Genomic DNA, 22,305 nt, shown 5'->3' on the forward strand with positions numbered 1-22,305 from the left:
TAATGACGACGCTGAACTTTATCGAACAGGGTCTTCGTGTTCTCAATATTGAACGCCAAGCACTTAATGACATAGCGCAATATGTAGATGAAAATTTTCATCAAGCATGCCAATTAATGTTTGACTGCGAAGGTCGAATTATTGTTATTGGCATGGGTAAATCAGGCCATATAGGTAATAAAATTGCAGCAACACTTGCAAGTACAGGAAGCCCTGCCTTTTTTGTACACCCAGGCGAAGCTAGCCATGGCGATTTAGGAATGATCACCAAAAACGATGTTGTCATGCTTATTTCAAACTCAGGTGAGACGAGTGAAGTTTTAAATATTATCCCTGTTTTAAAACGCCTTGGCGCAAAAATAATCGCCATGACAGGCAATACTAAATCGACCATGGCAACACATGCAAATGTACATGTATGCATTAAAGTAGAAAAAGAAGCATGCTCTTTAGGGTTAGCACCAACGGCGAGCACTACAGCGACTCTTGCTATGGGCGATGCGATGGCAGTGGCTCTGTTAGAAGCTCGTGGTTTTACCGCCGATGATTTTGCGCTTTCTCACCCTGGGGGCAGTTTAGGCAAACGATTATTACTAACCTTAAAAGATGTTATGCACAGCGGCGCAAATACACCTATTATTAGCGTCTCACAAACCGTAAAAGATGCACTTATTGAAATGTCAGCCAAAGGCCTTGGTATGACAGCCATTGTTGATAAAAGTAATCAGCTAGTGGGATTATTTACCGACGGTGATTTACGCCGTATTTTAGAGCAAAGACTAGATATTCATACAACACAAATAGACCTTGTTATGACTAGGTCATGCACAACAGCTACACAAGATATTTTAGCTGCTGAAGCGCTTAATATAATGGAACACAAACGTATAAATGGCTTGATTGTTGTTAATGAGCAAAACCAGCCTATTGGCGCACTAAATATGCAAGACTTATTAAAAGCAGGAGTATTATAAATGCAATTTGAAGAACTCTATCAACCGCTGAGTGCTGATGCAAAAGCACGTGCTAAAAAAGTAAAATTACTTATATGCGATATTGATGGTGTATTTTCTGATGGCCGAATTTATCTTGGCAATCAAGGTGAAGAGCTCAAAGCATTTAATACAAAAGATGGTTTTGGCATTAAAGCGCTTATAAACAGTGGCTTTGAAGTGGCTGTTATTACTGGTCGCCATTCGCAGATAGTGCAACAACGTATGACCAGTTTAACAGTACAACATATTTATCAAGGTCAAGAAAACAAGCTTATTGCTTACGAAGAGCTAAAAAACAAGCTTCACCTAAGTGATGATCAAATTGCCTACATTGGTGATGATGGCCCCGATATGCCGGTAATGGAATTAGTCGGGTTTGCCGTTGCAGTTAACGATGCTCACCCACTAATCAAGCGTTTATCACATTACACGACACAGATGCTGGGTGGTTTTGGCGCAGTGAGAGAACTAACCGACTTACTTATGCTAGAGAACGACAAACCACTTACTAGCAAAGGTACTAGTTCATGAATACAGCGCGCATAATTTTAAGCGTTTTATTCATCAGCTGTATGGTTTGGCTTTGGTACCCTTATTTTGCACAAACAAATATGACAGCTCAGGTTGAAGCTGAAGTTATCGCTAAGCCTGATTATATTGCTATTGAGCTAAAACAAACGGCCTATGATGAAAATGGTAAAATTAATCATAAAGTTACAGCTGCTAAAATGGAATTATATCAACAGTTAGGCTTTACCTTTTTTGAAAAGCCCATTTTCACCTTATATAACGAAAAACAAACATGGCGAATAAATGCAGACGAAGCAACGTTATATGAAGGAAAACAATTAATTTTAGAAGGTAACGTGGTTGCCAAGAATCTTACTGATAATGCAATGATAGACAAGATTAATGCGGATAATATTCAAGTAGATATAAAACTACTCACGATGCGTTCAGAGCAACCCGTTATTGTTACGGGACCCAATTTAAAGATCACCGGTAAAGGCCTTGAAGCCGATTTAAAAACTGAAGTGATAAAACTTATTAACCATACGCGAACTATATATTATGACCAATAAAATTTCAAAAATACTTATTATTCCGACACTTATACTAGCTTTCAACCTTAGCGCTGCTGAACAAGCGATTCAACCTGCAGCGAATCAAATATCAATAAGTGCCGACAAACAAGAAGGCCAATTAAAAGAAAACGTCGGAATTTTTGAAAAAAATGTTGAGATTATTCACGGCAACCGCCGTATTACAGCCGACCGTTTAGAAGTACATAAACGTGATGAATTAGGCGATAATAAACAGCTACTAATTGCAACTGGTAGCCCTGCATATTTCGAAGAAAAACAAACTGATGGCACTATAATGAGCGCCAGCGCAAACGAAGTTCGTTATGATGTAGCTAAACGATTTTTAACCCTTATTGGCGATGCACAAGTATCGCAAGCGGGTCAAAAAATAAATGCCAAGAGTATTACTTACGATATGCAACAGCAATTAATTAGCGCTGAAAAAGACGAAAACTCAACCGATCGTGTGCATACTATTTTAGTACCTATTGAGACTAAAAAAGAAAAAAACGATAAAGGTCAGCCATGAGTACATTAAAAGCAGAACTATTAGCTAAAAGTTATAAAGGCCGTGAAGTTGTAAAAAATGTAGGTCTGGAAGTAAAGGCTGGCAGCATAGTCGGGTTACTTGGCCCTAATGGTGCAGGTAAAACCACAACGTTTTATATGATTGTAGGCCTTGTACCTAGTGATAAAGGCAAAATTTCTATCGACGATAACGATATTACTCTTTTACCTATGCATAGTCGTGCTAGATTAGGCATTGGTTACTTACCCCAAGAATCATCAATTTTTAGAAAGCTTACTGTTTATCAAAACTTAATGGCTATTTTAGAAACACGTAAAGAGCTAAATAAGCAAGCAAGAGAAGACACACTTAACAATTTATTAGATGAATTTAGTATTCAGCACATTCGTGATAGCCAAGGTATGGCATTATCAGGAGGCGAGCGTCGCCGAGTTGAAATAGCGCGAGCACTAGCCGCTGATCCTAAATTTATATTGCTTGATGAGCCTTTTGCTGGTGTTGACCCTATTTCAGTGTTAGATATAAAGAAAATAATAGAACATCTTAAAAATCGTGGTATTGGTGTGTTAATTACCGACCATAATGTAAGAGAAACTCTTGATGTTTGCGAAAAAGCCTACATAGTTTCTCATGGTGAGTTAATTGCATCAGGCACTCCAGAACACGTATTAAACGATAAAACAGTACGTGATGTTTATTTAGGCGAGCAATTTAGGCTGTAACATTTACGCCATGTCTTTAAGCATCTGCTAGTATTAATTATAACAACATAAAAGGATTGTTAGAGATACATGAGGCAATCATTACAGCTGCGCATGGGCCAGCAACTTACAATGACTCCACAGCTGCAACAAGCAATTCGCCTGTTGCAACTCAGTACATTGGATCTCCAGCAAGAAATACAAGAAGCACTCGACAGCAACCCCTATTAGAGGTTGAAGAGCAAGATTACGCCGAAGATTCTGCTGGTAAAAACGAGCAAAAAGCAGATAACGACGATGTAACTGTTAGCGCAAATGCTGATGATGTTCCGAGCGAATATGAGCAAGACAGTGGTGAAGCACTTGCTAAAGATACGCTAAGTGATGAAATGGCTATGGATGTTAGTTGGGATGAATATATGAGCGCAGCCCCAGCATCATCATCAGGACCAATGCCTGAAGATGAATCTATATACCAAGGCTCCTCGACTGAAACGCTCCACGAATACCTAATGTGGCAACTACAACTGACTCCCTTTAGTCCTACCGATGAAGCGATTGCGATTGCGATTGTTGAAGCCGTCGATGATTCGGGTATTTTAACGCTAAGCTGCAGAAGAAATTTTAGAAAGTTTTAATCAAGAGAACGAAGAAGACAACGAAGTTGAACTTGACGAAATAGAAGCGGTTTTAAAACGAATTCAATTGTTTGACCCTGTTGGTATTGCAGCACGTAGTTTACAAGAATGCTTATGTATTCAGCTGAACCAATACGATAAAGAAACACCCTATATTAATGAAACAAAAATGATTTTAACCGAGCACATTGATCTATTAGCTGCTCGCGACTATCGTACATTAATGAAAAAAACAAAGCTCAAAGAAGAAGAGCTTAAAGAAATAATGACTTTAATACATACTCTTAGCCCAAAACCGGCGGATACTATAGTTAGAGAAGAATCTGAGTATGTAATTCCTGATGTATCGGTGAAAAAAATAAAAGGTCGCTGGGTTGTTGAACTAAACCCAGATAGCATGCCTAAAATCAGAGTCAACAGCCAATATGCAGCAATGTCACGCACCGTTAAATCAAGTGGTGATAGCCAGTTTATTCGCTCGCATCTACAAGAAGCTAAATGGTTTATTAAAAGTTTAGAAAGTAGAAACGATACACTATTAAAAGTAACTAATTGTATTGTTAAGCAACAACAAGGTTTTTTTGAGCATGGCCCAGAAGCCATGAAACCAATGGTTTTAAATGATGTAGCAGAAATGGTCGAAATGCACGAATCAACTATTTCACGCGTAACAACTCAAAAATATATGCATACACCTCGCGGTATTTTTGAGCTTAAATATTTTTTCTCAAGCCATGTAAGTACTGAAAATGGAGGCGAATGCTCATCAACAGCAATACGCGCTCTCATTAAAAAATTAATCGCAGCAGAAAACTCAGCAAAACCATTGAGTGATAGTAAAATTGCAGATATATTAGCTGAGCAAGGAATAAAAGTAGCGAGACGTACAATCGCAAAGTATCGCGAATCTCTAGCTATTCCACCGTCAAATCAGCGAAAAAGTTTGATTTAAGACGCTAAACAAAGAGGGTAATGCTTATGCAACTAAACTTAACTGGTCGTCACGTAGAAGTAACTGATTCATTAAGAGATTATGTAAATACCAAATTTGCGAAGCTAGAAAGACACTCAGATCATATTAATAATGTTCATGTCATTCTTGATATAGAAAAATCAAACCAAAAAGCTGAGGCAACGATTCATGTAAGTGGAGCTGAGTTATTTGCCTCTACTGAACATCAAGATATGTACGCCGCCATTGACTCGCTGATTGACAAGCTCGATCGCCAAGTTATTAAACACAAAGAGAAGCTTGCTCGACACTAATATTATGAAATTAAGTTCACTTATATGCCAGGACTGCAGCAGAGCTGCGGTCCTTTTTAATAGTAAAAAAGAATTTTAGAGTTCATCAGTCAACTTGCTCATGACAAGCTTCCATATCTTTCTCAACAAGATATTCTCAGCGCCTTAATGAATAGAGAAAAACTGGGAAGCACTGGTATAGGAAGAGGTATTGCAATCCCTCATGGGCGAATGAGCGGTGCAGAAGAGCCTTTAGCACTCGTATTAGTAAGCGAAACACCTATTAATTTTGATGCAATAGATAATCGCCCTGTTGATATATTTGTTGCTCTCATCGTACCTGATGGCGATAACCAGCAGCACTTAAAGACGCTCGCAACGATAGCTGATAAACTAAATAATAAAGATTTTTGTAAACAGTTACGCAGCGCAAAATCAGATACTGAACTGTATCAAGTTATTGTAGAACAATCGTAATTAACATAATGGGTGATAAATGGAATTAATTATCATAAGTGGCCGTTCCGGTTCTGGAAAATCGGTTGCTTTACGCGTAGTTGAAGATTTAGGTTATTATTGCGTAGATAATATTCCAATTAATCTGCTACCTTCTTTAGTGAGAAGTGTATCTGATAACTACGACAAAATTGCAGTTAGTATTGATGTCCGTAATTTACCAAAAGAGCAAGATGAATTTAACGATATCCTTGAATACTTACCTGGCTTTGCTAAACCGACTCTGTTTTATCTAGACAGTGAGGATCAAACATTAATTAAACGTTTTTCTGAGACTCGCCGTCTACACCCGTTATCAGTTGACTCATTACCTCTTGATTTAGCTATAAAAAAAGAAAAAGAACTACTCGATGTTCTCACTACTCGCGCTGACTATATGATCGACACGAGTGATTTAAGTGTTCATCAACTTGCTGAATCAATTCGTGAAAAAATTCTGGGTAAAAAAGATAAACAACTCATTGTTACTTTTGAGTCATTTGGCTTTAAACACGGCATTCCTAAGGAAGCTGATTATGTCTTTGATGCACGCTTTTTACCGAACCCACATTGGGAGCCAGAATTAAAACCTTTAAATGGCTTAGACCAACCCGTAAAGGATTACTTAGCCAGCCACAGCATTGTCCAAAAGTTCACTTGGCAAATTCAAACTTTTGTACAAACATGGTTGCCACATTTAGAGCGAAATAACCGTAGCTACTTAACTATTGCTATAGGTTGTACTGGTGGGCAACATCGCTCAGTATATTTAGCACAAACGATTGGTGAAAGTTTTTCGATGACACATCCAAATGTAAAAATCCGCCATAGAGAACAAGAAAAATAACTCATTCAAAATAATCATCTGTTCAGCTTAGGTAGAGTAACTTATGCGTTTAGAAGACACTTTTTTAATAAAAAATAAATTAGGACTTCATGCAAGAGCCGCTACAGTATTAGCGCAACTTGCAATTAAATTTGATGCCTCAATCATGATATATCAAGATGATAAAGAAGCGCCTGGGGACAGTGTATTGGCTTTAATGCTACTGGAAAGCAGTCAAGGAAAAGAGGTAAAAGTAGTGTGTGAGGGCCCTGATGCCGAACAAGCTTTACATGCCGTTGGTCAATTGATAGCACAACGCTTTAATGAAGAAGAATAGCACTTAGCTAAAAACCGAAACTAAGATAAACTAAATGTGGTTAATTACCCCATTAATAAACCTCCCTATCCATAGTTATATAAAAATCAATAAGGACGCCAATGCCCGAAGCTTTTGAACAAGACTATCCACTACAACAATTAAAACAAGTGACAAAGTCGCTTAACAGTGGTCAATTTGTTCAAGTTAGGCGGATGTTAGCAAAAACAGCTCCTTGTGATACCGCATTATTATTAGAGTCATCGCCGCATAAAATTCGCCGACTACTTTGGCAATTGGTTGACCCTGATGTACAAGGTGATGTTCTTGAAGAGCTTTCCGAAGATGTTCGTTTAGGCATTATTGCCCAAATGGAACCTGAGCACATTGCAGCCGCAACTGAAGACATGGGCCACGATGACTTAGGTGAAGTACTCCGTAGTTTACCAGACACCGTTTATAAAGACGTTGTCAGCGCGATGGATATTCAAGACCGTGAGCGTGCAACACAAGCACTTTCATATCAAGAGCGTTCAGCTGGCGCGCTAATGAACACCGATACGGTAACCATTCGTCCTGATGTAACGCTCGATGTTGTACTTAGATATATTAGGCTACGTGGGGAGCTACCAGAAGGTACAGATGACCTATATGTTGTTGATAAACACAACTGTTTTATAGGCGCTCTATCACTGAGTACGTTATTAACGAACCCACCTGAAAAAATTGTTCGCGATTTAATGGATGAAGATTGTGAATCAATCCCAATTTCAATGGATGAAAGTGAAGTCGCGCAACTATTTGAGCGCCATAATTGGATATCAGCACCTGTTGTTGATGATAACGATCAATTACTTGGTCGTGTCACTATCGATGATATTGTTGACGTAATTCGAGAAGATGCAGAGCATAGTTTACTAGGCTTAGCCGGTCTAGATGATGAAGAAGATACCTTTGCGCCAGTACTCAAAAGCTCTAAAAAGCGCTCAGTTTGGTTAGGTGTCAATTTACTAACCGCACTTGCAGCGGCCTTTGTTGCTAGCTTTTTTGAAGGAACACTAGATGTTTTACCTATTTTGGCGGTACTAAACGGTATTGTCCCTTCTATGGGTGGCGTTGCAGGAAGTCAATCGTTAACGCTTGTTATACGCGGTATTGCAGTAGGCCATATAAACCAAACAAACCAACGCTTTTTAATGATGAAAGAACTTGCCATTGGTGCGTTAAACGGTATTTTGTGGTCATTATTAATTGCAGGTGTTATTGCCCTATGGCAATGGGACTTTATGCTTGGTGGTGTACTTGCCTTCGCTATGTTTATGAACTTAGTCGTGGCTGGTGTGGCTGGCGCAAGTATTCCAATAATACTTAAAAGAATGAATATAGACCCCGCACTTGCAGGGAGTGTGGTGCTAACCACAGTGACAGATATTGTTGGTATATTCGCCTTTTTAGGAACTGCTACCTGGTTGCTGGTATAAATTAGAATTTTTTGCAAATAACTAAAGTAAAAAATACTTAGGGTAAAGCAGCAATTATGACAACGAATATCAAGAATAAAAAAGTGACACCCAAAAAAACGCTAAAACAAAAAAGCGTATCCATATTAAAAAGTGTATTGGTATATGGCTCTATATTTTTCGTCATTTATACTGCCGTCAATTGGTGGCGACAACCTGTCATGCCAGCAAATCCTCAATTACAATTAACAGATTATAAAGGGCAAAACATTGATCTAGCTGCAATGAGCCAAGATAAACCAACCCTTGTGTATTTTTGGGGAACTTGGTGCTCTATTTGTAGTATTACCTCCCCTGCCATAAACGAACTCGCAAACGAGAATAATTATCCTATCGTGAGCATCGCAATAAAATCAGGTTCTGATCAAGAACTACATAACTATCTAAATGAGCAAGGCTACAGCTTCAGTACTGTTAACGATCAACACGGGGAGATATTTTCCGATTGGCAGGGACAAGTCACGCCATCTTATATAATCTTAAAAGATAATAAAATGACGCAAGGGCTAACAGGTATTCAGCCGTTATGGTCACTTAAATTACGTTTGTGGTTATCATCAACGTTATAAGGAAGAACTGACTGCAAATATATAGGCACTAAATACGCGCAGCTCAAAGAGGGGGCTCTAAAAGCTCACTCTTTATCATCTACAATAATATTGATAATAAAGAGCAAGGTTAACTCAACTTACGTATTACGAAGGCTGAAAAGCGCGTATCGCAATTAAACTAATAACTGGCAGATTGAATTACTAACGTGTACTTTGACGATTACCACCTACTTTTGGTTTAGTGTTTGCCTTTTTAAATTGGCTAAAACCGGTATGTCGCGTTAATGCTGGTCGCCCGCCTTTTTTACCGCCTTTACCTATTTTTTCATCACGCCCTTCTTCAGGCACTAAACAGTTCGGTCCTTTACCAATTAAATTAGCTTTACCCATTTTACGTAGTGCTTCACGTATCATCGGCCAACCTGCTGCATCATGGTAGCGTAAAATAGCTTTATGTAATCTACGTTGGCGAGCGCCTTTAGGTACTGGAACAACTTCTGAGTTGTTTTTTATATTACGTAAAGAGTTCATCTCTGTATGGTAGATAGTCGTCGCATTAGCCATAGGTGATGGGTAAAAATTTTGTACCTGATCAAGCTTAAAGTCGTTTGATTTAAGCCATAAAGCCATATTTACCATGTCTTCATCTTTTGTACCTGGGTGAGCAGATATAAAGTACGGAATTAAATACTGCTTTTTACCGGCTTCTTTAGAGTACTTATCAAATAGTTCTTTAAATTGATCGTACGCTCCCATACCTGGTTTCATCATTTTTGATAATGGACCATCCTCTGTATGCTCTGGCGCTATTTTTAAGTAGCCACCCACATGATGCGTTACTAACTCTTTAACGTAACGAGGGTCGCGTACAGCTAGGTCATAACGTACACCTGAAGCAATCAATACCTTTTTAATACCCTTAACTTCACGTGCTTTTTTATACAAATCTATTGTTGGCGTATGATCTGTATCCATGTGTTTACAAATATCAGGATATACACATGATAAGCGTCTACAGGTACTCTCTGCCTTTTTGCTCGTACAGCGCAGCTTATACATATTCGCCGTTGGACCACCTAAATCAGAAATAACACCAGTAAAGCCGGGAACTTTATCTCTAATTTGTTCAATTTCTTCAATAATAGATTCTTGCGAACGACTTTGAATAATGCGCCCTTCATGCTCTGTAATTGAGCAAAACGAACAACCACCAAAACAGCCACGCATAATATTAACTGATGTTTTAATCATATCGTAAGCAGGTATTTTAGCATCACCATAACTTGGGTGAGGAATACGCTGATACGGCAAACCAAATACAGCATCCATTTCATGTGTTTCTAACGGGTATGCTGGCGGGTTTACCCAAATAGAACGATCGCCGTGTCGCTGAAACAGCGCTCTTGCACAACCAGGATTTGTTTCTTGATGCAAAATGCGCGAGGCGTGGGCGTACAAAGGTTTGTTAACACTTACTTGCTCATAAGCAGGTAACTTAACGTAGGTTTTTTCCCACGGTTTAGGTCGCGCAGGCTGAACCATAATTGGTTTTGCAGCTTCAGCTTTTAAATCAATACCGGCTTGTTTAAATTCAGATTTACTACAGCCAACATCATCCGCGCCATATGGGTTTGGAATAGGGTCGATTTTACCAATTTTATCAATAGCGGTAGAATCACTGCCACGCCAACCTGGTAGGGGTTCTTTTCGAATAACAGCCGTGCCGCGAATATCCTGAATCGTATCCATCGTTTCACCGGCCGCAATACGGTGTGCAACTTCAACTAACGGGCGCTCTGCGTTGCCATAAATTAAAATATCCGCTTTTGCATCAAACAAAATACTACGACGTACTTTTTCTTGCCAATAATCATAATGAGCAATACGACGAAGGCTAGCTTCAATACCACCAATAACAATGGGGATACCTTTGTATGCTTCACGGCATTTTTGCGAGTAAATCATTACGGCACGATCGGGGCGTTTACCGCCGACGTTATCAGGTGTGTAAGCATCATCATGACGCATACGCTTTTCGGCAGTATAGCGGTTGATCATTGAATCCATGTTCCCAGCTGTTACACCAAAAAATAAATTCGGTCTGCCTAGCTCCATAAATGCATCTTTAGAGTCCCATGCTGGCTGGGCAATAATGCCCACTCTAAAGCCTTGCGCTTCAAGTACACGGCCAATTACCGCCATACCAAAACTAGGATGATCAACGTACGCGTCGCCACTGATAATAATTATGTCGCAGCTATCCCAGCCAAGTGCATCCATTTCTTCACGTGTAGTAGGTAAAAATGGCGCGGTGCCATAACATTCAGCCCAATATTTAGGGTATGAAAATAAGGCGCGCTTAGCTTTGAGTGTGCTCATAAATTTAGCCGTAGAATAACAAAAGGCGCGAATTATACCTTATAGCATTGTTTATATATACAACATTACAATCTGTGATGCGCCTTTAGCTGTAAAATCTTAATTTAACTTTAATTATTTTGCTTATTAATAAACTCAATTAATTCGTGCTCAGGCATCGGCTTGGCATACATAAACCCTTGCACCTCATCGCACCCTAAATCTTTCAAAAATTTAGCTTGTTCCTGCGTTTCAACTCCTTCTGCAATCGTTTTTAAACCCAACTTAGCACCAAGTGATATAACCAAAGCAGCAATTGCACCGGTGTCATCATTTGGTAAACCTTTAATAAACGCCCTATCTATTTTTAATCTATCAATTGGTAAACTCTGGATATAACTTAAAGATGAAAAGCCTGTACCAAAATCATCAATAGCCACCTCAACACCTAATTTTTTGAGTTCTTGGAGTGTATTAATGACAGTTTCTAACTCATCCATAACCACACTTTCAGTTACTTCCAACTCTATATTTTTTGGCTGCACACCATATTTTAATAATGTATTTTTAACGGTTTGTGCATACCCTTTTACTTTAAATTGTGGAACAGATACATTTACTGCAATGCAAATATCTGCGCCGGCACTTTCCAATCGTTTTTGTTGCTGGCATGCTTGCTCTAATACCCATTGTCCTATATCAACTATTAGCCCTGCATCTTCAGCTAAGGGAATAAATACAGCAGGTGAAATATAAGTGCCATTTTCTAAAGGCCAGCGCAAAAGCGCCTCACAGCCAATTAATGATAGATCATTAAACGCCAATTGAGGCTGATACCACACCTCTAGTTTATTTCTAGCAAAATCATGCCTTAGTTGCCTAATAATACCGAGTCGCCATGCAATGGCGTCCTCCATATCAACGCAGTAATAAACACCTTCTTTATGTTTATTCTTTTTAGCTTGATTAAGCGCAATATAAGCTACTTTGAGGGTTTCAATACCTGTACTTTGAAAATCTTGCTGTTGACATAAACCAATTTTAAACCCCACCGGTAATATATGCTCTGCAGCACAAAATGAAATACTAAGTTTTTCGTTAAAGTCTGTAATATTAAATTCATTTTTAAGGATAACAAAACCAAATACATCAGCCCCAATACGTGATAGTAATTTAGCTGTTGGATAAATTTCCTTTAAACGCTCAACAATAGCAATTAATAACTTATTACCAACCTCTTGCCCTAAACCATTATTAACATCCGAAAAATTCATTACATCAAGTAAAACAAGAAGGTAGTCATTTTTTTGTGGCTTTTGATAGCGCTCTATTCGCTCAATAAAATTAGTTCGATTGGAAATACCTGTCAGTACGTCTCTGTAAGCCGCATCTCTCAACTTAACAAATAGCCTAACGTTATCTAAAGCAATGCTTACATTTGCAAAAAATATTTCTGCAAATTGCAATTGAGTACGCGTTATCACTTCGTCGCATTCAATATAAATGGCTGCTTTTCTGTGCTTACTTCTTAAAAAATGTAGCGCTAGTATCTGTATATTGATGTTTTTTTGACTAAAAGACGCTTCTACTTCATTGTATATCCGACTATCAACCTCAGCTAAATTTTCTCCAAAGTATGTTTCATAGCGCGTGCAACCACCCAAGACTTGAATGTAATTATTACCATCTAGTTTGCTGCAAATTAAGCCTTTATCCGGACACTGTAAAATAACACTTAAGTGCTTTATAATTCTTCTGCACAGTACTTTTATGTCGGTCTGTCCTAAAATAGACTTCGAAGCCGATAAAATAGAGTCCATTGCTTTATGCTGGTACTCTAATTGGCCAATTTGTTCATATGAGCGAATTGCGGTAATTAAAGAGGTGACGAGCTTAGAACGTGTTAATTCCGTTTTTGTTTTATAATCATTGATGTCATATTCACGAGTTACTTTTTCTTCAGGTATGCTACCGGCTTGCCCCGTACGTAAAATAATCCTAACATGTTGGTTATTAAGCTCCTCACGGACCCGCCTTACAACCTGTAAACCTGCATCATCAGTTTCCATTATCACATCTAAAAAAATGACTGAGATTGAGTTTTTTCGAGATAATATAGCAATAGCTTCAGCACCAGAATAAGCATCATGAAATCGAAATCCAGCTCCTTTGTATTCCAACCCAGAGAGAGCTAATTTAGTTACAGAATGAATAGCAGGATCGTCATCGACGATTAAAATATCCCAGCAATCAGAAGGCTCTGAGATGACTTCATCATGGTCTTCTTTTAAAAATAAAAAACCGCTCGATTCTGATGACATTCATGATCCTATTAATAACAAGCAAAAAAACAACCAACTTAAAAACAATAACTTAGTAAAAACAACAGCTCAACATTCTCGTTAACACCTTAGTTAGGATTAGATTGTTTGAACTTCTAAGTTTACAGCTTTAGATTTAGATTTTGGTTTACAACTCTACTCATACTATAGTCTACTAATGGAAAGTTGTTATATTTTAAGTAAATAATTCAGTTAAGGCCTAATTATTAAATTATTAAAAACACTGTTAAAATGTCTCTTAATTTTGTTACTCACTATTATTATTATTGGCTTAATGCTTCCTCAAAACTATAGCGTCAATAAGACTATCGAAGTGAATGCAAGTATTCGTACTATCAAATCATTAACAACCGATTTTGATGAATGGCATAAATGGTCTCCTTGGCAACAAGTCGATCCATCCATTAAATTTGCAGTTAGTGAACCAAGTGCTGGTATTGGAGCTCATCAATCATGGATCAGTAAATGGGGGCATGGTGAGATGACAATTACTGCATTAAATGATCGTAAGATGGTATTTAATACCTTATTAAATAATGAACATATCGTACAAGGCACATTGACGTTTACAACTAATAGTAACAACAGTGTAAATGTAGAGTGCCATATTGAAGGGCAAGCAACGACAATACTTGTTTCTGGTTACATGGCTATATTTAGCGAATATGTGCTCAATAATACAATTGCATTAGGGCTAAATAATTTAAAAACAGTTGCTCAACTAAGTGATATACAAAATGTAATGGAAAGTCATGACAGTCAAAACAGCACAAGCAAGAATTAATCTCGCAAACATCATAGAATCATTACTTGGTTACTCTATAACCAAGGTAGGAAGTAATGGCGCACTCTCAAACGATGAAAAAAACTATAACCCACAGGGGAAAATAAAACCGCTGTACCATATTAGTAGCGATAATTCAGTTTTAGCTCGCGCTCAAAAGCGACAAGATTTACTACTTATTAAGCAACAGCAAAATATTGAAACAATCTTAGCGATGGCAATGGCGTTTTGTCCCGATGTAGCAAGTAGCAAACAACCTGATGCGGATTGGGTAGAGCACTTTATTGGGCTCTGTGAAGACACCTCAAACGAATCAATGCAAACATTATGGGCAAAAATACTTACAGGCGAAACCCTTAATCCTGGAACATTTTCAATTAAGAGCCTGCAAACACTTAAGCACATGACTCAGCGCGAAGCCGATGCATTACAAAAATGTGTATCACTAAGTAGCTATAACGAAAAAGACGACAGTCACTTTATTTTACTCGGATTTTATAAAAAACCATCGATTTTTGACTTACTACGCAAAGGCAATAAAGTATCTCTAAATTTAGGAAAAACAGGTATCAGCTTTCCTGACATTTTAACTTTAATGGATCTTAACTTATTGTATCGAAAAGAAATTGAATCAGCCGTGTTAAAATCAGGGCAAGAACTTACGCTTTCATTTTTTCTCAAAAAGTAACGTTAAAAGCAAAAAGCAATGATTTAGTACTGAGTTATTACAAATTCACTCAAACGGGTGATGAGCTATCTAAACTAATAAACGTTCCAGTAAATAAAGTGTATAAACAATTAATAAATAGTGCATTAGAAGTAGAATTTGATTTAGCGTGGCATGCTACTAAGTAGTAAACCACGCTATAAAATCACTCAACTAGTTATCAAGTGAGTAATTAAAAGTGAATCTGAATACCTGCAAATGGGCCAGATGCATCGATATCTGTAGTAATATTATCTACATCATCAAGTTCTAATACCATGGAGCGATATCCAGCTTTAACTGCAACATCAATCGCTAGGTTATCAATAAATTCCCACGCAATACCCACTTGGTAATCTTGTACTTTACTATCGTCTATAGCCAAAAAGCTACCTTCAAAAAACACACTTAAACCAGTAAATGGCAGGCCGGCTTCTGCACGACCATAAGCAAGTGGTACAAAACCTGAAAAATCAACGGTTTCAGTAAAGTTAGTGTTGCCACTTTGAGTAGTACCCGTTACAGCAACCTCACCATCAAACTGTTTCGCATTCAAACCTAAATCAATAGAGATTAAATCGTTATCAAAAATTTCGTAATACAGAATATAATCAATGTGTGTTAGATCGCTAATTGAATTAACTGTCGTACCAACCACATAGTCTGAACCATTAAAGCTAAATGTATCAGTTAAAACTGCAGAACCGTTTAGTTCAAGTTCGGTATACTTTAATTTAATATTAGGTATTAACGGTACTGGGTGCTCAAGGGCTGCATAATAACTTATAAATGTTTCATCTTCAAAATTGAAATCTTGAGATGCATTATTTTTATAAGAAAACTGACCATCATTATCTGATTTCCAGCCATCAACCCCTACATATAAACCTAATAAAGTGTCAGCGTGTGCTGCAGGTGCTAAACATGCCATTGAAAGGGCTGCTGCTAAACAATACTTTTTCATTTTTTATCCTTGAGCTAGTAGTTCGCTAAGTTCGATTAAAGCCGCATTGGCTCTAGAAATATAATTTGCCATAACTAAGGAATGATTAGCCACATAGCCAAAACCATTCCCATTTAAAATTATTGGGCTCCACACCGTTTCTTGGGTTGCCTCAAGTTCACGTATTATTTGTTGCACACTAACACGAGCATTTTTCTTCTCAAGTACATCTGCAAAGTCATACTCTACCGCTTGTAAAAAGTGTAACAACGCCCAAGTTGCGCCACGAGATTCATAAAAAACATCATCAATTTTTAGCCAAGGTGTTCTGACTTGCTGTTGTAATGGTGCAAGAGTCGCTTGTTTATTTGACGAATTTCCAGCTAAATCAGTATTCACTTTTTCTTGGCCGACACTGGCACTTAAACGTTGGCTTAAGCTACCTAAGCGCTTTTCCGCTTCTTTTAACCAACTACGTAGATTATCAGCTCGCGCATAAAATTGGCTATCACGTTCGTGCTGATTCGCTATTTGTGTACGATAAACGACTAGATAATCAATTCCTTTTTGATACTCTCCTCCGCGCTTGGCCATGCCCACGCTTCAGAGCTTATATTAAACTGTGGCTGTGCTTTTTTAAGTGCTTCATGCTCTGTTGATTGCGATTGCGAACGGCTAAAATCTTTTCGCATAGAAAGCGCTAAATCACGCGTCATTTCTAACGCACCATATTCCCACGCTGGCATGTCATCCATAATAATACTTGGCGGTATAACATCATTCGATAAATAACCACCCGGTTTATTTAGTATCGTACTCGCTACCTCAATAAGCGTTGCCGTTGTTGTATAACCTGTAACTATTTTTTCATTACGTAACTGCGCTTGCTCTTTTGCATTAGCGACAACATCAAAACGTGCCGGTTCAGTACTCCAATAAACAGCAATTGCGTAAAATATGATAAGCAGTAAAACAATTGTTCCTGCTATTTTTCCTTTATGTTGCGACATGTGTACTCCTAATGATGAGCGTGTTGAGTAGATGGTTTTGACTGCTTAGCTTGCGTTTCAAGCGACACCACTTGAGCATTAGTAAACAAGCGGTTACCGTCACTAAAATATAGCGTGAGTTTACGTTCTTGCCCTACTTTTAATGGCTCTAATGGTTCAAATGCCATTAAATGATAACCGCCTGGTTGGAAGCTAACACTTTCATGCGCTTTAATTACAACCGATTCAACTTGTTGCATTTTCATCATGCCGTCTACATGTGAATGCTCGTGTATTTCCACACGCCCTAAGCCATCAATTGTTGCCTTAGTTAAAGTGGCGTTTGTTCCACTGTGATTAATAAGCGTTAAATAGCCTACAGTTGCAGTACTGGCAGGTAAAAACTCCCTCACTTGCGCGTTAGTTACTTCGAGTACAGCCACATCAGAACCATGCTCATGCCCTGAATGCGCCGCCAATGATGACGTAAATAAACCTAACATTAACGCTGAAGCCATCGAAAAAAACTGCTTTGTCATCATTTCATCCCTAGTGAAAACATTAAATTACAGGCTAAATTTAACATAGTTAACCCATAATAGTCAGTCAAATTAAGGATTAAGAGGCTACTTTTTTGTTATCAGCAACAAGCCAACACAACACTGCAACAAATAGTAACGGCCATGCAATCATTATTGATCCGAATAAAAACGCTAAAACAGTCCCAGCTAATGCTACAACACCCGCTCCAACTAATCCCATAGTAATTAAGGCCACTACCGCAACCACAGCAACAATTGCGGCCAAAGCACCTACAAGCTCGAGCCCTGCCCAGCTAATATCAGCAATCCATAATGGTAACTGCCAAGAATCAACATGCACAAACGCTATTAAATCAGTAAACAGTAATAAATAGATAAATACACATACTGCCAAAGCTTTCATAGTAATTCTCCTTATACCAACCGGCTTATATATGGGTCTATTTAACGAGAAGAAAATTGCGCTATAACTAGGCAAAAGTTTTTATATCTAGTTGTTCTAAATAAAAAATTCAACAACGCTATAGAGTGATTTAATTCGTTAAATTGTTCAAACATTTATGCCTCTTAGTATTAATACTCTTTATTTTCAAGGCAGCAATGCGCTATAAAATAACCAAGTGCAATTACAAACGGAAAACTCAAAAATAATAAAATAGTAACTAGGCGGGTTGCCCATACTGGAAAGTCCAATCTATGTGCTAAACCACTACAAACACCCGATATTTTTTTATTCAAAGTATCTTTATACCAACCTCGTTGACGATTAAAGCTGTTCATAGCAATCTCCTAAGCAGTGTGTTTTAAATTAGTATTTAAGTTCGCTTTTAAGCGAGCCAGTTCAGCATCAATTTTTTCATTTTTAACTAACGACTCAATTTGGGCACTGGTAGAGCTTGCTGTATCAGTCAGCTCATAAGCCTCTACTTGAGCTTCAATGCCTTCAACACGCTGCTCTATTTGTTCAAAACGAGACAACGCATGGGCAACTTTATCACTTTGTAATTGCGTATTAATTCGCTCTCTAGCAATAACAACATGATGACGTTGCATTAACTGAGCTTGCTTTGTTTTAGCCATAGCCATTTTTTGCTGCAAGCGTTCACAATCAACCTTAATTTTTGCAATAGACTCTTGCAATGTTTCTAGTTGATTTTGCTTATTTTCAATGCTTTCGTTAACGCGTTGCTTCTCAAGTAAGGCTGATTTAGCAAGGTCATCACTGCCCTTCTCAACCGCACGTTCTGCTTTAATTTGCCAAGCTGCTAATTCTGTTTTTTTAGTATCAATTTGGCGATTAATTACTTTCTCTTCACACAATAAAGCGGCTGCTGTACTACGACACTCATTCAATGCATCTTGCATCTCGGTAAGCATTAGGTTTAAAAGTTTTTCAGGGTCTTCAGCTTTATCAAGCATGGCCACAATGTTTGATTGAATTACATCATTTACGCGGTTAAATATTCCCATGGTATTCTCCTGTTGATTTTTAATTAATTTCAACAAGAAGATTCCAAGAGTTGTGCCAAGTTCATAAAAACAATGAAAAATAGCCTAATATCAATAATATAATTAATAAACCATTAAATTTTTAGTAACTTTAAGCTGAATAGCATAGAGTGTAATTAGCCAATAAATTATGCTTTTGACTAATTTTTAGGTTCAAAAAAGCCACTTGAAAGTGGCTTAAATTTAGAATTTTTAAAGCTTAGTTTTATTCGGGTACAAAGCTTAATGCTTTATCCATTACTGATAAATCGGCTTGCTTACCGTGACCACTTTCAGAAAGGTGGCGTCTAAAACCTCGCGCACCAGGCTGCCCCTGAAAAATACCGAGCATGTGACGTGCAATATGCCAAAAATTAGCACCCAAACGCATTTCTTCTTCAATATAGCTGTACATTGAGCGTACTACATCGTGGCGTGATTGCGTGTTTGCAGTATCACCATAAATTTTCTCATCAACGTCATTGAGCATAAATGGGTTACTGTAAGCTTCACGCCCAATCATTACACCATCAATATGTTGTAAATGTTCTAGGCTCTGCTCAATTGTTTTAACACCGCCATTTAGGCTTAAGTCTAGCTGCGGATAATCTTTTTTAAGTTGGTAAACACGTGGGTAATCAAGCGGTGGAACTTCACGATTTTCTTTTGGACTTAAACCATTGAGCCATGCTTTACGAGCATGAATAATAAAATCATCACACCCTACTTTATGCGACGCCTCAATAAGCGCACACAAAAACTCATACGAATCTTGCTCATCAATACCAATACGTGTTTTAACGGTAACAGGGATGCTTACTTCGTTTTTCATTGCTGCAACACACTCAGCAACTAATTGAGGCTCTGCCATTAAACATGCGCCAAATCGGCCATTTTGAACTCTGTCTGACGGGCACCCTACATTTAAATTTATTTCGTCATAGCCACGCTCACCTGCTAGCTTTGCACATTGCGCAAGCGCTTTAGGATCAGAGCCACCAAGTTGCAGCGCAACTGGGCCTTCGTGTTTATTAAAATGTAAGTAATCGCCTCGACCAAATAAGATAGCCCCTGTGGTTATCATTTCGGTATAAAGCACAGTGTGTTTAGTCATTTTGCGATGAAAAGTACGACAATGACGATCAGTCCAATCAAGCATTGGGGCTACAGAAAAGCGTCTATCCAAAGTACATTTATTCAAAGCAAACCTCAGGGTATTAAGTTATTAAGCACAGCTTAAAAGGCGCTGTATTTTACACAAAAGCCTAGCGGGCATCAATGCAAAGCAAACACCTAAAAACTAAAATAATGAGCTACACCATTTAAAAGACAATCGGTGTAGCCGAGCTTAAAATAAACCATATGGCTCTACTAATAAATTTACGCAAATATCATTAATTTGTGTACACGACAGTCATTAAACTAATACCACTGCCCCAAGACAATTACATAACCCATAAAATCATTAATTATCAAAGAAATATACATCTTTAAATTAGTAATGATGTTACCGAATTGCCACACTTCCATTGCTTCTATATAAAAACATAATTTAAACTTTAAATTTATTCAAATTAACTCTTAAATTAGCAATATATCGGGCGATACTTTCATTTGCTTCTGACGTATTTTTTGCTCCTGTAGATGTTTCTATTGCAATATCAGTAATATTAATTAAATTTTGATTTATTTCGCTTACAACAGCAGACTGCTCTTCCGCTGCGGTAGCAATCTGTAAGTTTAGGTCCGTAATCTCATTAACAGCAATGGCTGAGTTGGCAAATATTTCTGACGTTTCAGTACTTTTTTTAAGGCATTCGTCAGCACTACTAATCCCTTTATTCATACTAACAACCGCATTTTTCGCCTCACTTTGTAAGCGAGTAACCAGCCCTTGTATATCAACAGTTGAGACCTGTGTTCGTTGAGCAAGTGCCCTGACTTCGTCCGCTACAACAGCAAAACCTCTACCAGTATCACCAGCACGAGCGGCTTCTATTGCAGCATTTAAAGCGAGTAAATTGGTTTGTTCGGCAATACTCTGTATTGTATCTAAAACGCTGCCGATATTATTTGTTTCTGTAACAAGGCACTCAATTACGGTACTTGCTTCATCTATTTCTTTAGCTAAACGCTGAATAACAACTTTTGCCTCAGAAGCTTCTACCTTGCCCTTTAATACACGCTCTTTGACTGCTTCTGTTACATCAGAAGCATTCTGGGTATTACTCGCAACTTCTAAAGTTGTACAGTTCATTTCTTCTACTGCTGTTGAAACCATTTCGGTTTCAGCTCTTTGCTTTTCAACATTAACTACCGTTTCCTGCATAACAGTTACGGCAAACTTTGATGAGTCGTCTAATTGCGATAAATGTATATTAGCTTCATTTATTGTTTCTCTTAGCATTGATAAAAATTTGTTGAACGCTCTTGCTGTATCGCCAGTTTCATCGCCGGCGCTTTCATCAAGCTTTAACGTTAAATCGCCATCGCCATCAGCTATTTCAACTAATCTATTTTTTAGCATATTCACAGGCAAAGCGATTGCTCTGCTAATCATATATGACAAAACAACACCCACAATAACGGAGAAGATAAATATATAAATAATAAGGTTAATACCTTGCTTTTCATCATTTTCAGCTTGCAAAGCTGAGTTTAAAGTAAACTGCTGGATCTGAGAGAGTAAAGCTATAAGTTTTTCCTCAAATTTATCTTCTGCGACTTCTATTAACTTTATTTTATCACCCAAGCTGCCAACGGATTGCGTTTTAGTGGCCTCAATAATGTCATTAATATTCAGAGAAATACTTTGGTATTCTTTATTTAAAAGCTTCAGGTCACTCGCTAGCGAAGTAAAACTCGCTTTTGCCTCTTCACTGTGTAAATAATCAATAGAATCGGTGACAAATTTTTCTGACTTATTAAATTCACTTTGAATTTTTTGCGTTAATGACGTGAGTTTATTCTCGATTTCTTCATTGGCTTTACCTGGTTCTAAACTTGCGTGTAATAAAGCTCGCTGAAAAAATATCGTTTGTTCTAATTTGTGCTCAGACATTGTAGTAAGCATGTTGCTGAGCGGAATATCTCGCTCAGCTATATCAACCAGCTCTATACCAATTTTGTTCATTTGTGTTAAAGATATAATCCCAATTACCGCCATTAAAAATATTTGTGATATTCCTAGGCAGTATATTTTACTTGTAATAGATAACTTATTTAACATTTTAGACCCCTTCATATTTTAGG

The 22,305-nt window shown here is 37.9% G+C and carries 20 protein-coding genes and 4 pseudogenes; 14 read left to right on the forward strand and 10 right to left on the reverse strand.

Going from position 1 to position 22,305, the window contains the following annotated elements; translation table 11 throughout:
* Positions 1-2 precede the first annotated feature (2 nt).
* The 12 genes and pseudogenes from P4S71_RS05295 (at position 3) to P4S71_RS05350 (ending at position 8,919) form a co-directional block, all read left to right on the forward strand.
* Entirely contained in the window at positions 3-974 is a 972-nt protein-coding gene (locus P4S71_RS05295) for a KpsF/GutQ family sugar-phosphate isomerase (protein ID WP_007378305.1), read from the forward strand.
* Positions 975-1,526, forward strand: a complete 552-nt coding sequence (kdsC, locus tag P4S71_RS05300) for a 3-deoxy-manno-octulosonate-8-phosphatase KdsC (RefSeq protein ID WP_007378304.1) — start codon at positions 975-977, stop codon at positions 1,524-1,526.
* Complete coding sequence (lptC, locus tag P4S71_RS05305) at positions 1,523-2,077, forward strand: LPS export ABC transporter periplasmic protein LptC (RefSeq protein ID WP_007378303.1); 555 nt, start codon at positions 1,523-1,525, stop codon at positions 2,075-2,077. The genes kdsC and lptC overlap by 4 nt, the downstream gene beginning before the upstream one ends.
* A complete protein-coding gene (gene lptA / locus P4S71_RS05310) occupies positions 2,067-2,609 on the forward strand; it encodes a lipopolysaccharide transport periplasmic protein LptA (protein ID WP_007378302.1) in 543 nt (180 codons plus the stop codon). The genes lptC and lptA overlap by 11 nt, the downstream gene beginning before the upstream one ends.
* Positions 2,606-3,331, forward strand: coding sequence for an LPS export ABC transporter ATP-binding protein (gene lptB, locus P4S71_RS05315; protein WP_007378301.1), 726 nt, complete (start codon positions 2,606-2,608; stop codon positions 3,329-3,331). Before lptA ends, lptB begins: the two co-directional genes overlap by 4 nt.
* Before the next feature lie 69 nt (positions 3,332-3,400).
* Positions 3,401-4,900: pseudogene (locus P4S71_RS05320) on the forward strand (RNA polymerase factor sigma-54).
* 26 nt (positions 4,901-4,926) lie between these two features.
* The gene (gene hpf, locus P4S71_RS05325; protein ID WP_337120720.1) at positions 4,927-5,214 is read left to right on the forward strand and encodes a ribosome hibernation promoting factor; all 288 of its coding nucleotides are present in this window, start codon (positions 4,927-4,929) and stop codon (positions 5,212-5,214) included.
* A gap of 4 nt (positions 5,215-5,218) precedes the next feature.
* Positions 5,219-5,670 (forward strand): annotated as a pseudogene (gene ptsN / locus P4S71_RS05330) (PTS IIA-like nitrogen regulatory protein PtsN).
* A gap of 19 nt (positions 5,671-5,689) precedes the next feature.
* Positions 5,690-6,535: an RNase adapter RapZ gene (gene rapZ / locus P4S71_RS05335; protein ID WP_007378297.1), complete on the forward strand. Its 846-nt coding sequence runs from the start codon at positions 5,690-5,692 to the stop codon at positions 6,533-6,535.
* Between the two features lie 43 nt (positions 6,536-6,578).
* Positions 6,579-6,851, forward strand: coding sequence for an HPr family phosphocarrier protein (locus P4S71_RS05340; protein WP_033029547.1), 273 nt, complete (start codon positions 6,579-6,581; stop codon positions 6,849-6,851).
* Between the two features lie 101 nt (positions 6,852-6,952).
* Positions 6,953-8,311 carry a magnesium transporter gene (gene mgtE, locus P4S71_RS05345; RefSeq protein WP_007378295.1) on the forward strand — a complete coding sequence of 453 codons (1,359 nt, stop codon included), beginning with the start codon at positions 6,953-6,955 and terminating at the stop codon, positions 8,309-8,311.
* A 56-nt stretch (positions 8,312-8,367) separates the two neighbouring features.
* Positions 8,368-8,919 (forward strand): protein disulfide oxidoreductase, encoded by a 552-nt coding sequence (locus tag P4S71_RS05350; protein WP_337150240.1) that lies wholly within the window; start codon positions 8,368-8,370, stop codon positions 8,917-8,919.
* A 183-nt stretch (positions 8,920-9,102) separates the two neighbouring features.
* Here P4S71_RS05350 and P4S71_RS05355 read toward each other — a convergent pair whose 3' ends face one another.
* Both P4S71_RS05355 and P4S71_RS05360 read right to left on the reverse strand, forming a co-directional pair.
* A complete protein-coding gene (locus tag P4S71_RS05355) occupies positions 9,103-11,280 on the reverse strand; it encodes a YgiQ family radical SAM protein (protein WP_007378293.1) in 2,178 nt (725 codons plus the stop codon).
* A gap of 110 nt (positions 11,281-11,390) precedes the next feature.
* Positions 11,391-13,580, reverse strand: a complete 2,190-nt coding sequence (locus P4S71_RS05360) for an EAL domain-containing protein (protein WP_337150241.1) — start codon at positions 13,578-13,580, stop codon at positions 11,391-11,393.
* A gap of 265 nt (positions 13,581-13,845) precedes the next feature.
* On the opposite strand from P4S71_RS05360, the gene P4S71_RS05365 reads away from it, so the two are divergent.
* Both P4S71_RS05365 and P4S71_RS05370 read left to right on the forward strand, forming a co-directional pair.
* On the forward strand, positions 13,846-14,385 hold the full coding sequence (locus P4S71_RS05365) for an SRPBCC family protein (RefSeq protein WP_081824556.1): 540 nt from the start codon (positions 13,846-13,848) through the stop codon (positions 14,383-14,385).
* Positions 14,354-15,240 (forward strand): annotated as a pseudogene (locus P4S71_RS05370) (TIGR03899 family protein). Before P4S71_RS05365 ends, P4S71_RS05370 begins: the two are co-directional and overlap by 32 nt.
* A 44-nt stretch (positions 15,241-15,284) precedes the next feature.
* Here the strand turns inward: P4S71_RS05370 and P4S71_RS05375 are convergent.
* The 8 genes and pseudogenes from P4S71_RS05375 to P4S71_RS05410 all read right to left on the reverse strand — a co-directional run bounded on the left by P4S71_RS05375 (position 15,285) and on the right by P4S71_RS05410 (position 22,282).
* Complete coding sequence (locus P4S71_RS05375) at positions 15,285-16,055, reverse strand: TIGR04219 family outer membrane beta-barrel protein (protein ID WP_337150242.1); 771 nt, start codon at positions 16,053-16,055, stop codon at positions 15,285-15,287.
* A gap of 3 nt (positions 16,056-16,058) precedes the next feature.
* Positions 16,059-17,044: pseudogene (locus P4S71_RS05380) on the reverse strand (DUF2333 family protein).
* 8 nt (positions 17,045-17,052) lie between these two features.
* Positions 17,053-17,562, reverse strand: coding sequence for a copper chaperone PCu(A)C (locus P4S71_RS05385; RefSeq protein ID WP_007378286.1), 510 nt, complete (start codon positions 17,560-17,562; stop codon positions 17,053-17,055).
* Between the two features lie 79 nt (positions 17,563-17,641).
* Entirely contained in the window at positions 17,642-17,968 is a 327-nt protein-coding gene (locus P4S71_RS05390; RefSeq protein ID WP_007378285.1) for a hypothetical protein, read from the reverse strand.
* 170 nt (positions 17,969-18,138) lie between these two features.
* Positions 18,139-18,345, reverse strand: a complete 207-nt coding sequence (locus tag P4S71_RS05395; protein ID WP_337150243.1) for a PspC domain-containing protein — start codon at positions 18,343-18,345, stop codon at positions 18,139-18,141.
* 9 nt (positions 18,346-18,354) lie between these two features.
* Positions 18,355-19,035 carry a PspA/IM30 family protein gene (locus P4S71_RS05400; protein WP_008135810.1) on the reverse strand — a complete coding sequence of 227 codons (681 nt, stop codon included), beginning with the start codon at positions 19,033-19,035 and terminating at the stop codon, positions 18,355-18,357.
* A gap of 244 nt (positions 19,036-19,279) precedes the next feature.
* The gene (dusA, locus tag P4S71_RS05405) at positions 19,280-20,212 is read right to left on the reverse strand and encodes a tRNA dihydrouridine(20/20a) synthase DusA (RefSeq protein WP_033029558.1); all 933 of its coding nucleotides are present in this window, start codon (positions 20,210-20,212) and stop codon (positions 19,280-19,282) included.
* Positions 20,213-20,605: 393 nt separating this feature from the next.
* Entirely contained in the window at positions 20,606-22,282 is a 1,677-nt protein-coding gene (locus P4S71_RS05410) for a methyl-accepting chemotaxis protein (RefSeq protein ID WP_337150244.1), read from the reverse strand.
* Between the last annotated feature and the right edge of the window lie 23 nt (positions 22,283-22,305).

Source organism: Pseudoalteromonas sp. B62, from assembly GCF_037162565.1.
Taxonomy (GTDB): Bacteria; Pseudomonadota; Gammaproteobacteria; order Enterobacterales; family Alteromonadaceae; genus Pseudoalteromonas; species Pseudoalteromonas fuliginea.

Coding starts and splice junctions, on each gene's coding strand:
- P4S71_RS05385 (WP_007378286.1), bottom strand. CDS start 17,562: ATGACAAAGCAGTTTTTTTCGATGGCTTCAGCGTTAATGTTAGGTTTA.
- P4S71_RS05360 (WP_337150241.1), bottom strand. CDS start 13,580: ATGTCATCAGAATCGAGCGGTTTTTTATTTTTAAAAGAAGACCATGAT.
- lptC (WP_007378303.1), top strand. CDS start 1,523: ATGAATACAGCGCGCATAATTTTAAGCGTTTTATTCATCAGCTGTATG.
- lptB (WP_007378301.1), top strand. CDS start 2,606: ATGAGTACATTAAAAGCAGAACTATTAGCTAAAAGTTATAAAGGCCGT.
- lptA (WP_007378302.1), top strand. CDS start 2,067: ATGACCAATAAAATTTCAAAAATACTTATTATTCCGACACTTATACTA.
- rapZ (WP_007378297.1), top strand. CDS start 5,690: ATGGAATTAATTATCATAAGTGGCCGTTCCGGTTCTGGAAAATCGGTT.
- dusA (WP_033029558.1), bottom strand. CDS start 20,212: ATGCTTGATTGGACTGATCGTCATTGTCGTACTTTTCATCGCAAAATG.
- P4S71_RS05400 (WP_008135810.1), bottom strand. CDS start 19,035: ATGGGAATATTTAACCGCGTAAATGATGTAATTCAATCAAACATTGTG.
- P4S71_RS05390 (WP_007378285.1), bottom strand. CDS start 17,968: ATGAAAGCTTTGGCAGTATGTGTATTTATCTATTTATTACTGTTTACT.
- P4S71_RS05340 (WP_033029547.1), top strand. CDS start 6,579: ATGCGTTTAGAAGACACTTTTTTAATAAAAAATAAATTAGGACTTCAT.
- P4S71_RS05355 (WP_007378293.1), bottom strand. CDS start 11,280: ATGAGCACACTCAAAGCTAAGCGCGCCTTATTTTCATACCCTAAATAT.
- kdsC (WP_007378304.1), top strand. CDS start 975: ATGCAATTTGAAGAACTCTATCAACCGCTGAGTGCTGATGCAAAAGCA.
- P4S71_RS05295 (WP_007378305.1), top strand. CDS start 3: ATGACGACGCTGAACTTTATCGAACAGGGTCTTCGTGTTCTCAATATT.
- P4S71_RS05375 (WP_337150242.1), bottom strand. CDS start 16,055: ATGAAAAAGTATTGTTTAGCAGCAGCCCTTTCAATGGCATGTTTAGCA.
- P4S71_RS05410 (WP_337150244.1), bottom strand. CDS start 22,282: ATGTTAAATAAGTTATCTATTACAAGTAAAATATACTGCCTAGGAATA.
- P4S71_RS05395 (WP_337150243.1), bottom strand. CDS start 18,345: ATGAACAGCTTTAATCGTCAACGAGGTTGGTATAAAGATACTTTGAAT.
- P4S71_RS05350 (WP_337150240.1), top strand. CDS start 8,368: ATGACAACGAATATCAAGAATAAAAAAGTGACACCCAAAAAAACGCTA.
- hpf (WP_337120720.1), top strand. CDS start 4,927: ATGCAACTAAACTTAACTGGTCGTCACGTAGAAGTAACTGATTCATTA.
- mgtE (WP_007378295.1), top strand. CDS start 6,953: ATGCCCGAAGCTTTTGAACAAGACTATCCACTACAACAATTAAAACAA.